The sequence below is a fragment of the Acinetobacter sp. CAU_H_78 genome, from assembly GCF_058599365.1.
In genome coordinates this window covers 2059960-2080033 of sequence record NZ_CM178652.1, presented here as the reverse complement: position 1 = coordinate 2080033, position 20074 = coordinate 2059960, and the positions used below count along the sequence as shown (strand labels likewise).

Sequence of the window (20074 nt, the reverse complement as noted above, 5' to 3'; positions counted from 1 at the left end):
GTGGGCGTATATTAGGGTGAAAACAGGGGGGTGTCAAACGCTTTTCCAGAGTTTTTTGGGATTTTTCTTTTGAGTGCATAAATTTAAAACAATATTGGCAGAATACTTGAAAAATGCAGAATTTAGGCCGGATTTTTAAGCAATTCCAGAATAGCTTCAACAACCTGCGGATGCAGTAAATAGCCAGTAATGTCATGTGGCCGGTGAATATGGGTACGAATGCCGTGATTGATGATTTCAGGTTCAAACTTGAATGGCGGTTGAGCAAGCGGAATGGCGGTAAGATAATCATCTGTTGAATAGAAATTGATCCAGTCGCCTTTAATTGCCGCAGGTCGTACCACCGGCTGTGCCAAGCTGGATTGAATCACCTGGAAGGCTAATGGTGAACCTAAAGTAATAAAACGCTGTACATTCAGTTCAGGGTGCTGGATAAGATGATTATAGGCAATCACACTTCCTAAAGAATGAGCAATGACAATGCAGGGTTTGCGACCACTCAGTTGTCGGGCAATCCGTTCATGTACTTCCCTCATGAAATCAGGGTTATCGAGATAAAGATAAGTTTCAATCAGAAATCTCTGCAATAGAGTGCGATGCAGAGTGGGAAAATAATTGAGTAATAAGGCAAAATCCCGAAGCGCCACATTCTTGCCGAGGGCGGTAAAATAATTGAATTTCTGTCTGAAATCCATGGTATCACTTGGGCTGGGTTGGGCGAAATCGGTAATTGTGGGCCTACGCCAACCAGGACGCGGAACAGGGGCTGGAAGCTGAGGTTGAGCAGGCTTGCGAAAAGGAAAGCTAGGCCATTCCTGTGGCATCAGGGTGCCGGCTTCTAGAATATTGCGGACGTTATAACGTGAAAGCAGATCGCCATAGAATGGAATACGAATGTGACGTTTTAAATAACTAAATCTGGCATCTTGTTGATGTTTGCGCATCCCTTTTTGAAGTATATGTAGCCAGCGCTGGCGGATGGAGGCAGCGCTATGATGTTGCTGATTCATTCCATGAATAAAAATAACTTTCATCGACACCCCACTGAGTTCGATAGAATTATATTTACAGTATAGAAAAAATTAACGTAGCAAAAGCAGCGCTTTTTGTGGTGTTAATGTGTAAATTATCTTTGATAAAACAATAATTAACAGACATATGTATATTTATAAAAGAGTCATAAATAATCCAGAAAATGAGTAGGTATGGATAAAGAATTTGACTCAGTAGAAAAATAGTACAAAGGAAATATTAAAATTAAATCTGTAAATTAAGATGCTTTTTAGAGTAATTCTAGCAGGGCTTCGATGACTTCTGGATGCTGGACATAGCCATCAATATCATGCGGATGATAAATTGAAGTACGAATCTCCCGATTGATAATTGCCGGCTGAAACTGAAAAGGTGGTTCTGATAATGGAAAAGCAGTTAAAAAATCATCGCTGCAATAAAAATTGATCCAGTCACCTTTAATAGCTTCTGGTCGATGAACAGGCTGTGGCAAATGTTCCTGAATGACCCGGAAAGCCATTGGTGATCCCATGCTGATAAAACGCTGTACATTCAGTTCCGGGTGCAGAAGCAGATAATGATAGGCAATCACACTTCCTAAAGAATGAGCCATCAGGATACAGGGTTTATCGCCATGCAGTTGCTGGCCAATTCGCTGATGTACCTGCTGCATAAATGTGGAATTGGCCAGATAAGAATAGGTTTCAATCAGAAATTTTTTGATCAGCGTATCATGCAGGCGAGGGAAATGATTCAGTAAGATCACAAAATCCCGTAACAGAGTATTCCGGCTTAATGTGCTAATAAACTTCAGCTTCTGGTTAAAGGTCATGGCATCCTCAACCTTTAACTCGGGAATTTCACATATTTCAGGTGAATATTGACTGAAATGAGGCGGTGGTGGCTGAGAGTTAACTGGAGACTGGAAAGGAAAGCGAGGCCAGACTTGCGGCATCAAGGTGCTGGCATTTAGCACATTATGTAAATGATGACGGGACAGCAAGTCGCCATAAAAAGGGATACGGATATGCCGTTTGAGGTAGGCAAAACGTGCTTGTTGATGTGACTGTTCCAGACCGCGTTTTAGCAGACTGAGCCAGCGTTGACGCAGGGAAGCAGAGCTGAATTTCTGCTTGTTCATGCCATGAATATAAATAATTATCATCGACACACCACGCTGGATGCCTAGAACATTTTCAGTATAAATAAAAAAGAGCAGCCGAAGCTGCTCTTTTAGTCATTTTAATGTTTAAGCATTTTTGTGATAGAACTTGTAGTAGCTGGCATAGCACAGTGCAATAAATAGCAAACAGCCAAAGAAACTGATACGCATGCTCGGATCAAACACCATACTGATACAGGTAATCAGACAGAACAGAAAACCCAGAATCGGTACGATCGGGAATAATGGCGCAGCAAAATCAAGATCCTTCGCTGTTTTACCCTGTTTGTACCATTCACGGCGGAAGTTGAACATGCTGAGACAGATGCTCATCCAGACCACTACCATGGTAAATGCTGCGATACCTAGCAAGTTAGTGAAGATGGTTTCCGGTGCGAACTGTTCAGACAGCAAACCAGGCATACCGCCAATCATGGTGACAATGACTGCAATATAAGGTACACCACGCGCATTTAAGCGGGAAAATACCGCTGGTAACTGTTTGCTGTAAGACAGTGACCACATCATACGGGATGCAGCGAATAGACCTGAGTTAGCAGCAGATAGCAATGCTGTGATAATCACAAAGCGGATAATATCTTCAGCATAAGGAATACCGATATGCTGGAATACTGTCACGAATGGACTGCTACTGACACCTTCAGCTGCCAGACCTGCTTCCTGATGCGGAAGAAGGGAAGTTACCACAATAATCGTACCTACAAAGAAAATCAGTAAGCGGAAAATTGCAGTATTAATCGCTTTCGGTACATTTTTGGCTGGATCTTTAGTTTCACCTGCAGCCACACCAATCAGTTCTGTGCCAGAGAAAGCAAAGTTCACAATCAGCATGGTTGTGAAGATTGGAAATAAACCTTCAGGGAACCAGCCTTGAGCTGTCAGGTTGCTGAATAGAGGCGCAGTTTCCTGTCCTTGGTAACTTACTACACCAAAGATAGCGAGTAGGCCAAGCAGGATAAAGGTTACGACAGTAACGACTTTCACCAGTGCCAGCCAGAATTCGGATTCAGCAAACCAGCGAGTGGAAATCATATTCAGTGCGAATACGAAAGCACCAAAAATCAGTGTCCACATCCACATAGAGCTATTAGGGAACCATTCCTGCATTAATAAAGCTGCAGCGGTAAATTCAGTTCCCAAGGTCACTGACCAGGTCAGCCAGTATAGCCAGGTAATGGTGTAGCCAGTCCCTGGTCCAATATAGCGTTTGGCATAGGCGCCAAATGAACCCGATTCGGGCATATGAACGGCAAGTTCACCCAGACATAGCATAACCATGTAAGCGATGATCCCGCCAAGGAGATAAGCAAGAATGGCACCTACAGGCCCCGTTTGTGCAATGACTTCACCCGACCCTAAAAATAAGCCTGTTCCGATTGCGCCACCAAGCGAAATCATGACCAGATGTCGAGTACTCATAGCGCGTTTTAAAGGCGCAGAATTGCCCTGATGCGTAGCATCATTCGGAGATGAGTGCATAGGAGTCAAAAAAATAAGAGAATGAAGCGGGTTATTGTAGTGAAAAACTACAAATCTGCAACGTATTAATATGGATAATGTATAAGACTTGATCGTGTGCGATCAGATAATGGCGTCCCTACGGGGATTCGAACCCCGGTTACCGCCGTGAAAGGGCGATGTCCTAGGCCTCTAGACGATAGGGACGTTGCGAGGTGATGGCTATATTAAGGACTAAGCCGGACTTTGTCAAAAGAGTTTTTACTAAAATGTATTTAACAGTTTAAACATTAGGCAAAACAAAAACTTTATTTTATTAAGATGTTATTTTCTGAACGGATTTACCTGATATGAAAAAATAAACCCAATCGGAATTGGGCTTATTAAAGAGATTATTTCAGTTCAAAAGTTTAGAACTTAAGCTTTTTGATGATAAAGCCAGTAATAACTTGCATAACATGCTGCCATAAACAATAAACAGCCAATAAAACCAGAGAGCATTTCAGGGTCAGCTGCCATACTCAGGCCGGTCGCAGTACAGGTTACAAAGCCTAGAATGGGAACTAATGGGAACCATGGGGTACGGAATTTTAGTTCAGAGACGCTATGACCAGATTTCAGCCATTGGCGACGGAAATTAAACTGGCTCCAGCAGATACTCATCCAGACAATCACCATGGTAAAAGCGGCAACACCCATCAGGTTCTTGAAAATAACATCTGCACCAAATTGTTCAGAGAGCAGACCAGGCAAGCCGCCAATCATGGTGACCCAAACTGCTACATAAGGCACGCCGGATTTGCTGACTTTGGCAAACAGTCGCGGTAACTGGTTTTGTGAAGACAATGCCCACATCATACGTGAAGCGGCATAAAGGCCAGAATTTGCAGTAGAGAGCAGCGCCGTAATAATCACAAAACGGATAAAGTCTTCCGCATATGGAATACCCATCTGGGTAAACACAGATACAAACGGACTGCTGCTTAAGCCCCCATGACCACCGACCTGTAAACCGGCATCAGTATAAGTTAGCAAGGAGCTGATGACGATGATGGTACCGACAAAGAAAATTATTAGACGCCATACCGCTGCATGAATTGCTTTCGGCACATTTTTCTCAGGATTTTCGGTTTCACCGGCAGCGATCCCGATCATCTCGGTGCCATTAAAGGCAAAGTTCACGATTAGTAATGTAGTGAATAACGGAATTAAACCATTTGGCAGCCAGCCATGTTCAGTCAGATTGCTGAACAGTGGCGCAGATTCATAACCTTGGAATGGAATAAAGCCAAAGATACAGGCAAAGCCCAGAATAATAAAAATCAGTACAGTCGCGACTTTCACCAGCGATAGCCAGAATTCTGATTCGGCAAAGGTTCGGGTTGAGCTTAGATTGGAGAGCAGTACACCTGCAGCAAAGATCAATGTCCATAACCAGATCGAAGTTTGCGGGAACCATTCCTGCATCAGAATCGCAGCGGCAGTAAATTCGGTACCCAAGGTGGCTGACCAGCCCAGCCAGTACATCCAGGACACCATATAGCCTGTACCCGGCCCAATATAATGGGTTGCAAAGGCACCAAAAGAACCAGACACAGGTAAATGTACGGCCAGTTCACCGAGACAGAGCATGACCATATAGGCGATCAAGCCGCCAATAATATAGGCCAGTACCGCGCCTAAAGGCCCAGCTTGTGAAATAACTTCACCTGAACCCATAAACAGACCAGTACCGATCGCACCACCAAGGGAGAGCATGATCAGATGACGTGTGCCCATGGCACGTTTTAACGACGGAGTTTGACCCTCAACAGACGAATGCTGTGAAGGTGGAGAGGGAGATTGCATAGCTCAATTAAAAGGAGAGATTTAAAAAAAGTATTTTAGTTTTAATTATGTGAAATATCACATAAATTGGAATTTCCTCATAAAGTTCTTCTTTTAATTTAAAAAATAAATATTTGAGAATTCCCTTAGAAACTAGTGATCTGGAGTCTGGTATTGCTCAGTCGGTGTTTTTTCAGCAGGCGTAGTTTCTGCTTGGTTCTCAGCAGTTTTATCATCGCGACTGATCACATAAATATAAAGCGCTGAAGGTGCCAGAATAAGTAAAATAAGCAGGATTTTCTTTAGCATGGGAAAATTAATCAAAACCTAACATCAACTTGATTATAGCCTAAGCAGATGAGAAAGGGCACCAAACTCAGCCATACGGAATTTATAACAATAGTATTGAAAGCAATAATAAGAAAAAGAGTTTTCTTGGAAAAAATGAAAGAAGAGGGGGATAAATAAGATGGCGTCCCTACGGGGATTCGAACCCCGGTTACCGCCGTGAAAGGGCGATGTCCTAGGCCTCTAGACGATAGGGACGTTTAGAAGATGGCGGTATCTTATTGATCCGCCACCAAAGTGTCAAGCAGGTGAGGTGCGAGTTTGTTTAAAATATAGCAAAACAGTTCCGCAGTCTTTTGCGTATCGTATAACGCAGAGTGTGCTTCTTTGCCATCAAACTCAATCCCGGCCTGAATACAAGATTTAGCCAGTACCGTTTGACCGAACATCACCGCACTTAAAGTCACGGTATCAAACACAGAAAAACTGTGAAACGGATTCTGGTTTTTGGTTCCGGTACGGGCAATTGCGGCCTGTACAAAGCCCAAATCAAAATGCGCATTGTGACCAACCAAAACGGCATGCGTACAGTTTTGCTGACGACGCACTTCATTGACCGATTTAAAAATACGTTTTAACGCGGTTTTTTCATCTTCAGCCATCGCGATCCGCATTGGATTTGACGGGTCGATACCGATAAATTCCAAAGAGCGGCGATCCAGGTTGGCACCTTCGAAAGGATTGATATGTGCATGGTAAGCTTCACCGGGCACAAACTGGCCATCTTCATTATAAACAATTGGAATGGCCGCAATTTCTAACAAGGCATCAGTCTGTGCATTAAAGCCTGCTGTCTCAACATCGACAACAACAGGCAAAAATCCACGGAAACGCTGACCAATGACTGGAAGAGTTTCATTTGTCACATTTTTCTCCATTGAATGGTTTTTCCTGCATATAGCGGAACGATTTGTTCACCATCCAAGTAGTCTAGACTTTCAGGAATAACTTGATCTTCTTTGACCAGCGTAATGGTTGTGGTATTACGTGGGAGGCCGTAGAAATCTGCACCAAAGTGGCTGGCAAAACCTTCTAGACGGTCGATTTTACCTACTTGATCAAAGGCCTGAGCATATAACTCAATTGCAGTCGGAGCACTATAGCATCCTGCGCAGCCACACGCATTTTCTTTGGCATTTTTTGAGTGCGGTGCACTGTCGGTGCCTAAGAAAAATTTAGGATTACCGCTGGTTGCTACTTCAAGCAGCGTTTGCTGATGCGTCTGACGTTTTAAAATTGGCAGGCAATAGAAGTGCGGCTTGATCCCACCAACCAGCATATCATTACGGTTAAACAGTAAATGCTGTGGAGTAATGGTCGCAGCCACATTACGATCCTGTTCCAGTACGAAATTAGCTGCTTCGCTAGTAGTAATGTGTTCCAGAACCAGTTTCAGTTTCGGGAATTGTTTCAGTAATGGTGCTAAGACTTCATCAAGGAAACGTTTTTCACGGTCAAAAATATCGACATGATTATGCGTCACTTCACCGTGCAGCAATAAAGGCACCTGATGCTCTTCAAGCTGTTCAATGACTGAATATACTTTACGAATGTCGCTTACACCGCTATCCGAGTTGGTGGTTGCGCCAGCAGGGTAAAGTTTAATGGCATTGACATGCTCAGAATCTTTAATCTTTTTGACTTCACTTGGAGAGGTATTATCTGTGAAATACAGCACCATGCGTGGATCAAAATCGCTACCTTCAGGAACATGCGCCATAATACGATCACGGTAGCTTAATGCTTCGTCCACAGTTTTAACTGGTGGAACAAGGTTCGGCATACAGATGGCGCGGGAAAACTGTTTGGCTAGATCAGGAACGGTGCGTTGCAGAGCGAGACCATCACGCAGGTGGGCATGCCAGTCGTCTGGCTGGAGAAGGGTAATCGTATTCAAGGCGAATTCAATCGGAGAAATAAAACAAATGATAATGCATCTATGCCCAAAATGGTAACGAGAAATATATACAAAATAAGGGATATCTATAAATTAATTTATAAAAGTATGATATTTTAAAATTAATAAAAAAATTACATATATACTTGGCAATGGAATACAAGTACAATCTAGAAAAATTGCAAGATGAAAAAGAAAAAATAGAAGAATTAATCACACGGCAAAGTCAGCGTGTAGGCTCGGTTTTCCCTCAGAATCTGGAACAGGAGTTCTGGAGCAAAAACCTGGAGCGAGCACGTAAACATGTCGAAAAATATGTCTGGGCAGGTGTACTGACCTATTTTATTTTTCTGCTGGTTATGGTTCCGACCGACTACTGGATTATCGATTCACAATATTTCGTACATGATTTTGTGCGCTGTATGCTGGGGCTGATCAATGGTAGTCTAGCTTTACTCGCTTTTTATTTCTTCTCCTGTCTGCCTAAAATCAAACGCTTTTTTCCGCAGGCTTCCATGCTGCTGATGTTCTGGATGATAGTCTCGACCTCCTATCTGACCATGTCTATTCAAACAGTAAGCTTGCAACATCAGTCGATGGCGATCATCACCATTATCTACATTCTGGGTTATATTCTGACCGGAGTAAAACCTTTACAGATGTTAATCACGGGGTTATTTGCTGCACTTTGTACAGTCTGGCTGTTATCCATGTTATCGATCGACTTTAATGCGCTGGTCTTGGGTCGGATTCTGATCGGCAGTAGCCTATTGGGATGTGTGATTAGTTATATGCTTTTTGCTAGGGAACGCATGATCTTTCTCTATACCATGCGGGCCAGAATCAGTGAGAAAATTCAGCGGATTCATACCACAGAATTACTGCATTTAAGCCAGCATGATGAGCTGACCAAAATCTCCAACCGACGAACCTTCGATGAAACACTGGATATCTTCTTTGAACGTTCCCGCCGTAATCAGCATGCTTTGGCGATTTTGTTTATCGATGTTGATCACTTTAAAAACTATAACGATTTTTATGGACATCAAAAAGGGGACGATGTCATTTCCAGTATTGCCTTCACTATTAAAAATGCGATCCGGCATATGGATTTCGTGGCCCGTTATGGTGGTGAAGAGTTTGTCGTATTGCTTCCAGAAACCGATGCGCATGGCGCCTATGCAGTGGCTTCTAATATCTTTAATGCAATTGAGCGTCTGGAAATTCCACATGAGAAATCTGGTGTAGCTGACCATATCACCATTAGTTTGGGCATCACCGTTTATCGTGGTGAGGACTTTATTGATAAGGATGCCTTATTGGGAATTGCCGATCAGGCGTTGTATCGGGCCAAACAGTTGGGTCGAAACCAGATTTATTACCAATCCATACGCACTGCAAATCCCAACAGTGTGAATACCTAAATTGAATCCATAAAAAAACCGCTCATTCGAGCGGTTTTTTTGACTTTAAAACAAACTTATTTGTTTTTGTCTTTTAATTGAGGTACTGCAGAACCTGTACCTACTGCAAGCAGGCCAGAATCTGTATAGATACCCAGTTTCGCACGTGTATCTGTGATATCCAGGTTACGCATAGTCAACTGACCGATACGATCCGCTGGAGAGAACATAGAATCACCTTTCTCCATAGTTAAACGCTCAGCTTCATAAGTGAGGTTAGGAGATTCAGTGTTCATGATGGTGTAGTCATTACCACGACGCAGTTCTAAAGTCACAGTACCAGTGATAGCTTTAGCTACCCAACGCTGTGCAGTTTCACGAAGCATCAATGCTTGAGAATCGAACCAGCGACCTTGGTACAGAAGACGACCCAAACGAAGACCGTTGATACGGTATTGTTCGATCGTATCTTCGTTATGAATACCAGTGACCAGACGTTCATAAGCGATGTGAAGAAGGGCCATACCCGGAGCTTCGTAGATACCACGAGATTTCGCTTCGATGATACGGTTTTCGATCTGATCCGACATACCTAGACCATGACGGCCACCAATACGGTTCGCTTCAAGAATGAACTCAACTGGATCTTCGATACGTTGACCGTTGATTGCAACAGGGAAACCTTCTTCAAAAGTAATCGATACTTCTTCAGGTTTGATTTCAACGTCTTCTTTCCAGAATGCAACGCCCATGATTGGATCAACGATTTTGATACCGGCATTCAGGTATTCAAGATCTTTGGCTTCGTGAGTTGCACCCAACATGTTTGAGTCAGTTGAGTAAGCTTTCTCTTTTGACATTTTGTAGTCAAAGCCATTGTCGATCAGGAACTGTGACATTTCTGCACGGCCACCTAGCTCGTCAATGAAGGTCTGGTCTAACCAAGGTTTGTAGATTTTCAGGTTAGGGTTGGTCAATAGACCGTAGCGGTAGAAACGCTCGATGTCGTTACCTTTATAAGTAGAACCGTCACCCCAGATGTTCACGTCATCTTCTTTCATTGCAGTTACCAGCATGGTACCTGTCACTGCACGGCCAAGAGGAGTCGTGTTGAAGTATGGAACGCCACCTGTAGAAATGTGGAACGCGCCACATTGAATTGCAGCAATACCTTCTAATGCAAGCTGTAAACGGCAGTCGATCAAACGTGCTTTTACTGCGCCATAAGCTTCAGCTTTTTTTGGAATTGCATCGTAATCGTCTTCGTCTGGCTGACCCAAGTTTGCTGTATAAGCATAAGGTTCAGCACCTTTTTGTTTCATCCACAAAAGAGCTGCAGAAGTATCTAGACCGCCAGAAAAGGCAATACCAACTTTTTTGCCTACTGGGACATTCTGCAAGATAGTTGCATTATCAGACATTGTTCATCCTAATGATATGAAATAGGCACGCCAGAAGTGGTGGCCTGAAAAAACACATATTGCATCAATTGTATCATTATTTTATTTAGGTTTGCTTTAGAAAAGAAAAACTCGTTTCAAAATCTTGATTCAATAGGCTTAGATAATCATAAAATTACCGTATTTTTGACAAAAGCTTAAAAAATAGGAAAATCTGGGAAGATTCAATAACATCATTAAGAAGAAACATCTTTAGGATACCCCACATGAGGCCGAATATTCCTCCTTTGCCTAATCTGCAACCTGCTGCCAAGAATGAAACTCTGTCAATTGTGCATGGAATTTATGCTGGTTTGCTGGTTTTTAGTACGGTTGCATTTTTATATCTGGAATATCAGCAGTCGACGATTTCCATGCTGAGTCTGGGTATTGTGTTACTACTTTTAGCTGTGCTGATTGTTTTGAATATTCAGGCCTGTCTCAAGGTCAAACAGGGCAATGGTTCAGGACGCACCTTGTCCAGAATTATGGCGATCCTGATGCTGCTCAGTTTTCCTATTGGTACAGTACTCGGAGTAATTGCCTTATGGAAATCCAGCAAAAATCAATGGCAGCAATAAATCCATCACTCAGGCACAGCATGAATACCACAATTGGTATTTGTGCCTGAGAAAGCGGACCTGATAGTCATAAAAAGCCCCTGAAAATCAGTTAAAGTACATTGATAAGATTTAAGCTTTTAGCCAAATAAGAATCAGGGATATTTTATGACAACGACGCGCTATGCAAATATTTTAAAACCATTACATCTGGGTTTCACCACGATTAAAAACCGTGTGGTGATGGGATCAATGCATACGGGCTTGGAAGATCGTTTTTATAATTATCCTAAACTGGCCGCTTATTTTGGTGAACGTGCCAAAGGTGGTGTGGGTCTCCTGATTACTGGCGGGATTTCACCCAATCGTCAAGGCTGGTTATTGCCTGCTGGCGGAACCATGAATACCTTGGGCGATGTTGCACCGCACCGACTGGTTACGCATGCCGTGCATAAGCATGGGGCCAAGATTCTGTTGCAGATTTTGCATGCCGGACGTTATGGCTATCAACCTTTTGTGGTATCTGCTAGTCCGATTAAATCGCCAATTTCACCTTTTAAACCACGTCAGATGTCTGAAAACCAGATTCTGGATACGATTCAGGACTATGTTAAAACTGCAAAACTGGCTAAAAAAGCGGGCTATGACGGCGTGGAAATCATGGGCTCGGAAGGGTATTTGATTAACCAGTTCTTAAGCCGTCACGTCAATCAGCGTACTGATCGCTGGGGCGGAGAAATTGAAAACCGCATGCGTTTTGCGGTGGAGATTGTTAAAGCGATTCGTGCTGAAATTGGTGAAAAATTTATTATCTGTTTCCGCTTGTCCTTGCTAGATCTGGTACATGATGGCAATACGATGCAGGAAGTTATTACCGTCGCTAAAGCATTAGAGAAGGCTGGAATAACTTTACTCAATACCGGTATTGGCTGGCATGAAGCACGTATTCCGACGATTGTCACTTCTGTTCCTCGTGCCGCATTCGTAGATTACACCGCAGAAGTCAAAAAACATGTCGCTGTTCCAGTCATTGCATCGAACCGGATCAATATGCCAGAAACGGCTGAAGCGATTTTGGCATCGGGTCAGGCAGATATGGTGCAAATGGCACGCCCGTTGTTGGCAGATGCATTCTGGGTAAATAAGACAGCAACCAATCGAGTTGATGAAATTAATACCTGTATAGCCTGTAATCAGGCCTGCCTGGATCATACCTTTAAAAATAAACGTGCTACCTGTCTGGTAAATCCACGTGCTGGTTATGAAACCGAACTGGTTTATGTCAAAACTAAAAAGCCCAAAGGCATTGCCGTGGTAGGTGGTGGAGTGGCAGGTTTATCCGCAGCTACAGTCGCAGCTAGCCGCGGTCATGATGTGACTTTGTTTGAAGCCACTAATGAAGTGGGTGGGCAATTTAATCTGGCCAAAGTAATTCCAGGTAAAGAAGAATTCCATGAAACCATTCGCTATTTCAAAGTGCAGCTGGAAAAAACCGGGGTAGATGTCCGTTTAAATACTCGAGTGAATCGGGAGCAACTGGAACGCGAAGGTTTTGATGAAGTCATTGTGGCTACGGGCGTTGTTCCGCGTGAATTGAAAATTACCGGTAGTGATGCACCTCAAGTCCTGTCTTATGCTGAAGTATTGCGCGGCGCACCAGTGGGAGATCGTGTCGCTGTCATTGGTGCCGGAGGAATTGGTTTTGATGTATCAGAATTTTTATTAAAGCCACCGCATCAGCCACAACCGCAACCTGTAGATGAATGGAAACGGGAATGGGGTGTAGATCTGCATGCAAATTATGTAAGTGAAGGCGGACTGCAGCCAGCAGAAGTCGAGCCACCTGTACGTGAAATTTATCTATTACAGCGTAAAACTACTGCTTTAGGAGCAGGCTTAGGTAAAACCACGGGCTGGGTTCATCGTGCCCAATTAAAAAAACATGGCGTGCGCATGTTACGCGGTGTGCACTACAAATCGATTACGGATGAAGGTTTGTGGATTGAAGTGGATGGACATGATCAGTTGCTGCGTGTAGATACGGTCGTCGTTTGTGCTGGTCAGGAGTCAGTCAAAGATGTCATGCCTTCAGAGGATCAAAAGACTTTAGCGAATTACCATATTATTGGTGGAGCAAAGCTGGCTGCTGAACTAGATGCCAAGCGTGCAATTCGTGAAGGGGCAGAATTGGCAGCAAAATTGTAAGGATTTGATGAAACTATATGCAGTTGATGAGATTCACTGTAATTTTCACTTGTCAGTCGCCTAAAAGCTCCGTATTATTGCGCACATGGAAGCGTGGCAGAGCGGTTTAATGCACCGGTCTTGAAAACCGACGAGGGCTTATACCCCTCCGTGAGTTCGAATCTCACCGCTTCCGCCAAACAATACTGTCCAACATTGCTTAACGCAATATAAGCGATTGATTATATTGGTTAAAGTTGGAATATAACGATACGACGCACGTTGACACTTGACGTAAATCGACAGTTATAAAGTAGTAAGAAATGTAGTAAGTTAAAGCTTACTACATTTTTTTTGCGTGGTTTTTATAATGGCACGTACTCAAAATAAGCTCACAGCATTACAAATTAAAAAACTTAAGGCTGATCCGCAAAAGAGTATAAAAATAGGGGATGGCGGAAATCTATACTTTCGTGTTGATTCGAATGGGAGTCGGTATTGGATATTTAATTACACTCGCCCATATACGAGCAAGCGTAATGAAATGTCACTTGGTACGTACCCTGAGATGTCTTTGGAAGAAGCTCGTAAAGTTCGAGATGAATACAAAGTGCTTATTCAAAGGGGGATCGATCCTGCTGCACAACGTTTACAACATAAACATCAACGTAAGCATGAGTTAGATCATACTTTCCAAGTGATCGCAGGAAAGTGGCTTGAGAAAAGAGCGATAGAAAAGAAAGAAGATAGTGAAACGATTCGTCGTTTAAATCATGATGTCCTACCATACATAGCAAACTTAACCTTTGATCAATTAACTTTGGAGGTGCTAGAAGATCGAGTATTTCAGCCTATTCTCGAGAGGAAAGCATACGCTGTTGCAAAAAGGTTAAAGTCAGACTTAAATCAAATCTTTAAATTTGCTCGAAAAAGAAAACTCATTACTTATAATCCGATTGAGGATATTGAACTCCCATCACCACCAAAGAAAAATCATGCTGCAATTGTTGAACCACGTGAGTTAGCTTTACTTGTTAAGGCTGTATGGGGCTACGGTGAATTACATCCTAGAAGTTTAATTACTACCCAAATTGCAATAAAACTCTCTCTGCTCATTTTCCAACGACCTGGTGAGATTCGCCAACTTAAAAAATCCCATTATGATCGAGAAAATCATTGTCTAAAGTTTATTGCGAGTAAAACTAAACAAGACCATATTGTTCCACTCTCAAGTCAAGCAATTGAGCTACTTGATTCCATTATTAATCTCTATCCAGAAAACGAATATATTTTTGTTGGACGAGAGGGAAAAGGGTTTATTTCAGAAAATACAATGAATAAAGCACTAGAGCGAATCGGCTTTGCAGGAAAGCATACGGCACATGGTTCACGTGCTACAGCAAGAACACTATTGGCTGAGATTTTTAAGCAACCAGCAGAGCATATTGAGCATCAGTTAGCCCATAGAGTCAAAGATCCTAACGGTACAGCTTACAATAGGACACGGTTCTTAGATGATCGCAGAGAAATGATGCAGAAATGGGCGGATTATTTGTATGACCTTTTAAATGATAGAAAGATTGAAACAACGCTATTCTAAAAAGATTTAAGCCTGTCATGAGACAGGCTTTAAGGAAATAAAATAGTCGCTACACAGCTCTATTTTTGCTTGCTATCCATTGATTAATTTGATCTTCCGACCATGTTGGCATGCTTGCAGTAATATAGGTCGGAGCAGGAAAGTCTCCACGTTTTATGAGCTTCCAAAGCATAGACTCAGAAATGTTGAGTAAGCCAGTGGTTGCATTACGATGGGAGAGAGTTCGTGTGCGACCAGAACGGTCTACATAGACCTTACCAGCACGTGCTGGATAGTTTACGAGATCTTTCACTCGATAAAGTTTTGCAATAGACATTGTCTGTCTACTCCTTCTTTTTATAGTTAAGCAAGATTGCTTGAAGAGGAGCTTAGCAAAAGAAAAAAAATGACAATTCCAAAAGTATAAAATTGAGGAAAAAATTGCTTAAAATTTTATAGCTGAATTTTGAATAAGAATTCTTTTAATAGTGTCGAGAAATTAAATCAAAAACTAGCAGGCTTTATCAAAATTTTCACAGTAATAGGTATACTACTGATAATTTAAGAATAATTTCTGAATAAATTATGAATCAATATATTCAACTAAACCGTAAATTTTCCCCAATAACACCTAAACAAAATCTAGATGTAGCTAACTTGGATTATTCGTTGACTACAGTATATGGTGAAGAAAAAACATGGGATGACTTGTTAGCTGAGTATAGATGTGTAATTTTGGCCGAAGCAGGCGCAGGAAAAACAAAAGAATTTGAAGAATGTGCAAAAAGGATTCAAGCACAAGGTAAATTCTCTTTTTTTATCAGAATTGAAGATATTGATAGTGAATTTGTAGATGCATTTGAAGTAGGAGACGAATCTCTGCTTGATGAATGGCTCGACTCTGCTGATCCAGCATGGTTTTTTTTAGATTCGGTAGATGAAGCACGTTTAAAGGATCCAAAACAATTTGAGAAAGCAATTAGAAAATTTGCAAAGAAAGTTAAGCCCGCTGCACGTAGATGTCATATTTATATTTCGAGTCGTCCTTATAGTTGGGGATTTGAAAGTGATGAAAACTTTTTAGATAAAGAGTTATATTACGGGATTACAGATAATCAGGATGAATCTAATAAGGAAGAAAAAGTAAAAAGTGCGCTAAAAGTTTTTTCTCTTTCTCCTTTGAATCTTGATGATATTAAATTTTTTTGTGAAATTAGATCAGTTGAGAACATTCCAAGTCTTCTTAATCAGATTGAAAGGTATGATCTTCTTGGATTGGCAGAAAGACCTTTTGATTTGGATAATATTATTGATAAATGGCGAAAAGACAGTGTCTTAGGCTCTAGAACTGAGATAATTAAGCATAATATTCAACAAAGACTAACTGATAGACATGCTACAAGTAGAAGAGCTTTAAATATACCTCTAGAAAAACTTCAAGAAGGAGCTCAACGTTTAGCTGCTGCAGTAATATTGACTCGTAAAGCTAACATTAATGTACCTAACTCGCATCTGAATATTGACAATATAGATCCAATTGAAATTCTCCCAGACTGGACTCGTGAAGAAATTCTCGCTTTATTAGGCTGTGGCATTTTTAATGATATTGTCTATGACGCAGTTCGTTTTAGACATAGGGATATTAGGGAGTTTTTAGCAGCTCAATGGTTTATAAAATTGCTGAGAGGCGATAATCGATTGGAAATAGAATCTCTATTCTTTAGAGAACAATTTGGGGAAAGAATAGTAACACCCACGTTAAGATGTGTTCTACCTTGGATAATTTTAGAAGATCAACAAACATGTGATCATGTTTTGAAGAACCAACCTGAAATCGCTTTTGAAGGTGGAGACCCTTCGCAATTAACGCTTGATACTAGAAAAAAAATATTTGTAAATTTTGTAGAAAGAATAACAAATAACTTAGATAACAGAACTGTAAGGGATAATGACTCAATAGCTAAAATATCAAACAAAGATTTAGAAGAAAATGTTCTGGAACTTATACAAAAATATTCAGCTAATGAGGATGCTATATTCTTTTTAGGTCGTATGGTTTGGCAAGGTCAACTTGATAAATGTGTTCCTGCATTAATAGATATAGCTTTAGATCAAGTTAATGGTATGTATGCTAGACGTATAGCAACTAGAGCTGTCATGTCATGTGGATCAGAACAACAAAGAAAGCAGCTTTGGAAGGCTTTGAATGCTAGTGGAGAAATATTAGAGCGTAGACTCATAGTAGAGCTAGTTAGTGAAATTGATCAACCGGATGTAGAATTTATAAGTCTAGTAATTGATTCATTGAAAAATTCAGAAACATATCAGAAATATGAATATAGTGGGCTGAGTAGAGCTTTACAAAAATTAATAGAAAAGTGTAATGAGCAGTTAAAATTTGATTTTTTATTAGGGTTAATTGGACTTCTGCATATACAGCCTTATATTGATAAGAAAAATTGTAAAATTTCTGAGAAATATGGTTGGTGTTTAAAGTTAGCTTACAAGATTATTGAGCAATTGATTCTATTGCGTAGCCAATTCATGTTGGAAACTTCAGTACTTGAACTATTAGTACAAGGACAGCGATTAATTCACTATAACGATTATGATGAAAATGAAGAGAAAAATAATTTAAGTAAATTAATTCCACAGTGGAAAGAGTTAAATGAGGCACTCTATTACAAAACAATAGAAATAGCGCGCAAAGATCATAAGCAGAGCAAAAATGAGGAATTAACTGATGATTGGCAATATTGTTATTATGGTCAATTTTGGCAATTTGATAGTGCAAATTTTGAAAGGTTACTCCAATTTATTCCTCTAAAGCAGACAGATGCAGAGAAACTTATTGTTTTGAACAGAGCTTATTACATTTATACAAGAGAGAATAAGCCTAGCTGGATGTTTGGAAATCTACAACAAGCCATCGAGGGAAATAGTGTGCTTACTAATCGACTCAAGGAATTAGTGAGTCCATTTATAAATGAGGATGTTTTAAAGTATGAACGTGAGGAACAAGACAGAAAAACTGAAATAGATAATGAATTAATTGAACGAACAACTGCTAGAAAGCAATGGATACAATCTTTACAACATGATCCACAGCGCCTTTTCACATCTTCTAACTATCTTGAAGGACATTTAACTAACGATATCTGTTGGCTAATGCAAGAATTTAAAAATCCTGAGATTTCATCGAAACGAGATGGTTATGCAGATTGGAAGCAACTGACACCAGAATTTGGAGAAGAGGTTTCATCTGCATATCGTGAATCAGCTATAAAATTTTGGAGAATTTATAAGCCTTCTTTATATTCTGAAGAGGAGATCGAAAAAAATTCTACTCCTTATGCTGTCATTTTTGGTCTTGCTGGACTAGAAATAGAAGCAAGCGAAGAACAAAATTTTCCTCACAATCTGACTAGAGATGAAGTGTCACATGCATTACGTTATCTAAATTGGGAACTCAATGGTTTTCCAACATGGCTTGAGAAAATGTATCAAGCTTTCCCTAATGACGTAATTGATGCAGTCATGAAGGAGGTAAATTGGGAGCTTCAGCAATCAAGCACAGATAATAAGGAGAATTATAATCATATTGTTCATGATCTTCTCTTTTATGCCCCATGGATTCATGATGCTATTGCACCAAAAATTTACCAATGGTTAGTCAGTAATACTAAAAATATCCATCATGATACAGTTAAGTATTTATTACAAATTCTATTAAATTCTGAGTTGGAGAGAGAGAGTTATTTTGAATTAGCTAACAGGCAAATTAATGAAGCAAAAAGTGTCAGAGATAAGGCATGGTGGTTTGCTTTATTGGTAGATAGTAACCCTGAAGTTGGTATCAATGATTTAGCAGTTTGGTTGAACAGTTTAGACCTAGAAGATAGGAAGCATGCTGCTCAAATATTTATATGTCATTTATTAGGCGAAAGAGATTCGATTAATGGTAGAGCCGGTAAAGATGAGTATAAAAAAATAAAGAATCTGAAAGCACTGTATTCATTGATTAATAGATATATAAAATACGAAGAAGATATACATAGAGCTGGTACTGGTGTTTATAGTCCGGGCTTAAGAGATCATGCTCAAGATGCTAGAGACCAGCTTTTTAAGCTTTTACAAAATACTCCAACTTCTGAAAGTTATTATGCTCTGAAAGAGCTAGAAAGTCTTGAAGTTGACCTAAATCGTAAGTCATGGCTCAACCAATTAGCTACGCATATTGCTGTGACTTGTGGAGATATAGAACCATTTAAATTGGATAATGTATTGGAGTTAGAAAACTCACGAAATATTAATCCAACGTCTCATAAAATGTTATTCGACTTAGCACTTTTAAAAATTTTGAAGTTAAAGGATTGGCTAGAAAATGGTGATGATAGCCCGTATCAGGTATGGAAATTAGCTCAGGGTGAAACGGTTGTTAGAAATTTAATCGCAGGGTGGTTACGACAGGAATCAAATCATAAGTATGTCATTAGTCAAGAAAACGAACTAGCTAATGCTCAGCGTACAGATATTCGATTTGAAAATAATAATGTGGTTTCCCCTGTACCAATAGAATTAAAACTTCTTGATAAAGGATGGAGCGGTCCCGATTTATGTGAACGTCTAAGAAATCAGCTAGTTGGTGATTATTTACGTGAAATTAGTGCAGGCTGTGGAGTTTTTTTGTTGGTTGCTCAAAATTGCAATAAGAATAAGAAATGGGAGATTAATGGAGAGTTAACCAACTTAGAAGATCTTGAAGATGCTTTGGATAGATATTGGCAGGGAATTGCAAAGGATTGGCCTAGTATTGATACGATAAAAGTTATAGTTATAGACCTAAATAGAAGATCAAAAATTTCATCAACATAGATTATGTAGCTCAAGATGAGTTGGTTTTCAAAACTATACTGTTTAATGACTAAGTTTGGTCCTATGAGCAAGCCTACCTGTAGCTACAAAAATCAATCCTACGGATTACTTTTTGGTACGCAACAGGGCTTGTCAGGGGCGACCCCCTGAACCCCAAACATAACTGATTAAATTTAGGGCAGGAACCTATGATTTTTGAGTTATAGTCAAGAGGTGCAAGCATTACTCAAAACAGATATTCCTTTTGATTGATTCAATAATCAAAAAGGCTAGAAAGATATTTAAAAAGTGGTTACATAAGCTTTCTCTA

The 20074-nt window shown here is 40.5% G+C and carries 14 protein-coding genes and 3 tRNA genes; 6 read left to right on the top strand and 11 right to left on the bottom strand.

Annotated features, from left to right (window positions below):
* Positions 1-122 precede the first annotated feature (122 nt).
* From AC4MCD_RS09970 to pyrC, 9 genes are all read right to left on the bottom strand, one after another.
* Entirely contained in the window at positions 123-1034 is a 912-nt protein-coding gene (locus AC4MCD_RS09970; protein ID WP_491876005.1) for an alpha/beta hydrolase, read from the bottom strand.
* Between the two features lie 248 nt (positions 1035-1282).
* A complete protein-coding gene (locus tag AC4MCD_RS09965) occupies positions 1283-2176 on the bottom strand; it encodes an alpha/beta fold hydrolase (RefSeq protein ID WP_491876004.1) in 894 nt (297 codons plus the stop codon).
* 84 nt (positions 2177-2260) lie between these two features.
* Positions 2261-3673: an amino acid permease gene (locus AC4MCD_RS09960; RefSeq protein ID WP_125278932.1), complete on the bottom strand. Its 1413-nt coding sequence runs from the start codon at positions 3671-3673 to the stop codon at positions 2261-2263.
* 110 nt (positions 3674-3783) lie between these two features.
* A tRNA-Glu gene (locus AC4MCD_RS09955) sits at positions 3784-3859 on the bottom strand.
* A 210-nt stretch (positions 3860-4069) separates the two neighbouring features.
* Entirely contained in the window at positions 4070-5500 is a 1431-nt protein-coding gene (locus tag AC4MCD_RS09950; protein ID WP_491876003.1) for an amino acid permease, read from the bottom strand.
* Positions 5501-5632: 132 nt separating this feature from the next.
* Entirely contained in the window at positions 5633-5788 is a 156-nt protein-coding gene (locus tag AC4MCD_RS09945; protein WP_419363387.1) for a hypothetical protein, read from the bottom strand.
* A gap of 161 nt (positions 5789-5949) precedes the next feature.
* Positions 5950-6025: transfer RNA gene (locus AC4MCD_RS09940), tRNA-Glu, on the bottom strand.
* A 20-nt stretch (positions 6026-6045) separates the two neighbouring features.
* Positions 6046-6705 carry a ribonuclease T gene (rnt, locus tag AC4MCD_RS09935; protein WP_034704922.1) on the bottom strand — a complete coding sequence of 220 codons (660 nt, stop codon included), beginning with the start codon at positions 6703-6705 and terminating at the stop codon, positions 6046-6048.
* Positions 6690-7724, bottom strand: a complete 1035-nt coding sequence (gene pyrC, locus AC4MCD_RS09930; RefSeq protein ID WP_491876002.1) for a dihydroorotase — start codon at positions 7722-7724, stop codon at positions 6690-6692. The genes rnt and pyrC overlap by 16 nt, the downstream gene beginning before the upstream one ends.
* A 152-nt stretch (positions 7725-7876) precedes the next feature.
* Here pyrC and AC4MCD_RS09925 point away from each other — a divergent pair, with 152 nt between their 5' ends.
* Positions 7877-9148: a GGDEF domain-containing protein gene (locus AC4MCD_RS09925; RefSeq protein ID WP_491876001.1), complete on the top strand. Its 1272-nt coding sequence runs from the start codon at positions 7877-7879 to the stop codon at positions 9146-9148.
* A 56-nt stretch (positions 9149-9204) separates the two neighbouring features.
* Here the strand turns inward: AC4MCD_RS09925 and argG are convergent, their stop codons facing one another.
* Positions 9205-10548, bottom strand: a complete 1344-nt coding sequence (gene argG, locus AC4MCD_RS09920; protein ID WP_180130400.1) for an argininosuccinate synthase — start codon at positions 10546-10548, stop codon at positions 9205-9207.
* Between the two features lie 245 nt (positions 10549-10793).
* Here argG and AC4MCD_RS09915 point away from each other — a divergent pair, with 245 nt between their 5' ends.
* The 4 genes from AC4MCD_RS09915 (at position 10794) to AC4MCD_RS09900 (ending at position 14910) form a co-directional block, all read left to right on the top strand.
* Positions 10794-11147, top strand: coding sequence for a hypothetical protein (locus AC4MCD_RS09915; protein WP_491876000.1), 354 nt, complete (start codon positions 10794-10796; stop codon positions 11145-11147).
* A gap of 147 nt (positions 11148-11294) precedes the next feature.
* On the top strand, positions 11295-13331 hold the full coding sequence (locus tag AC4MCD_RS09910; RefSeq protein ID WP_419363396.1) for an oxidoreductase: 2037 nt from the start codon (positions 11295-11297) through the stop codon (positions 13329-13331).
* Between the two features lie 87 nt (positions 13332-13418).
* Positions 13419-13509: transfer RNA gene (locus AC4MCD_RS09905), tRNA-Ser, on the top strand.
* A 168-nt stretch (positions 13510-13677) separates the two neighbouring features.
* Positions 13678-14910 (top strand): tyrosine-type recombinase/integrase, encoded by a 1233-nt coding sequence (locus AC4MCD_RS09900; protein ID WP_491876856.1) that lies wholly within the window; start codon positions 13678-13680, stop codon positions 14908-14910.
* Between the two features lie 49 nt (positions 14911-14959).
* Here AC4MCD_RS09900 and AC4MCD_RS09895 read toward each other — a convergent pair whose 3' ends face one another.
* On the bottom strand, positions 14960-15226 hold the full coding sequence (locus AC4MCD_RS09895; protein ID WP_004782829.1) for a helix-turn-helix transcriptional regulator: 267 nt from the start codon (positions 15224-15226) through the stop codon (positions 14960-14962).
* 248 nt (positions 15227-15474) lie between these two features.
* On the opposite strand from AC4MCD_RS09895, the gene hyoA reads away from it, so the two are divergent.
* Positions 15475-19764, top strand: coding sequence for an NACHT domain-containing antiphage protein HyoA (gene hyoA, locus AC4MCD_RS09890; protein WP_491875999.1), 4290 nt, complete (start codon positions 15475-15477; stop codon positions 19762-19764).
* Positions 19765-20074: the final 310 nt, after the last annotated feature.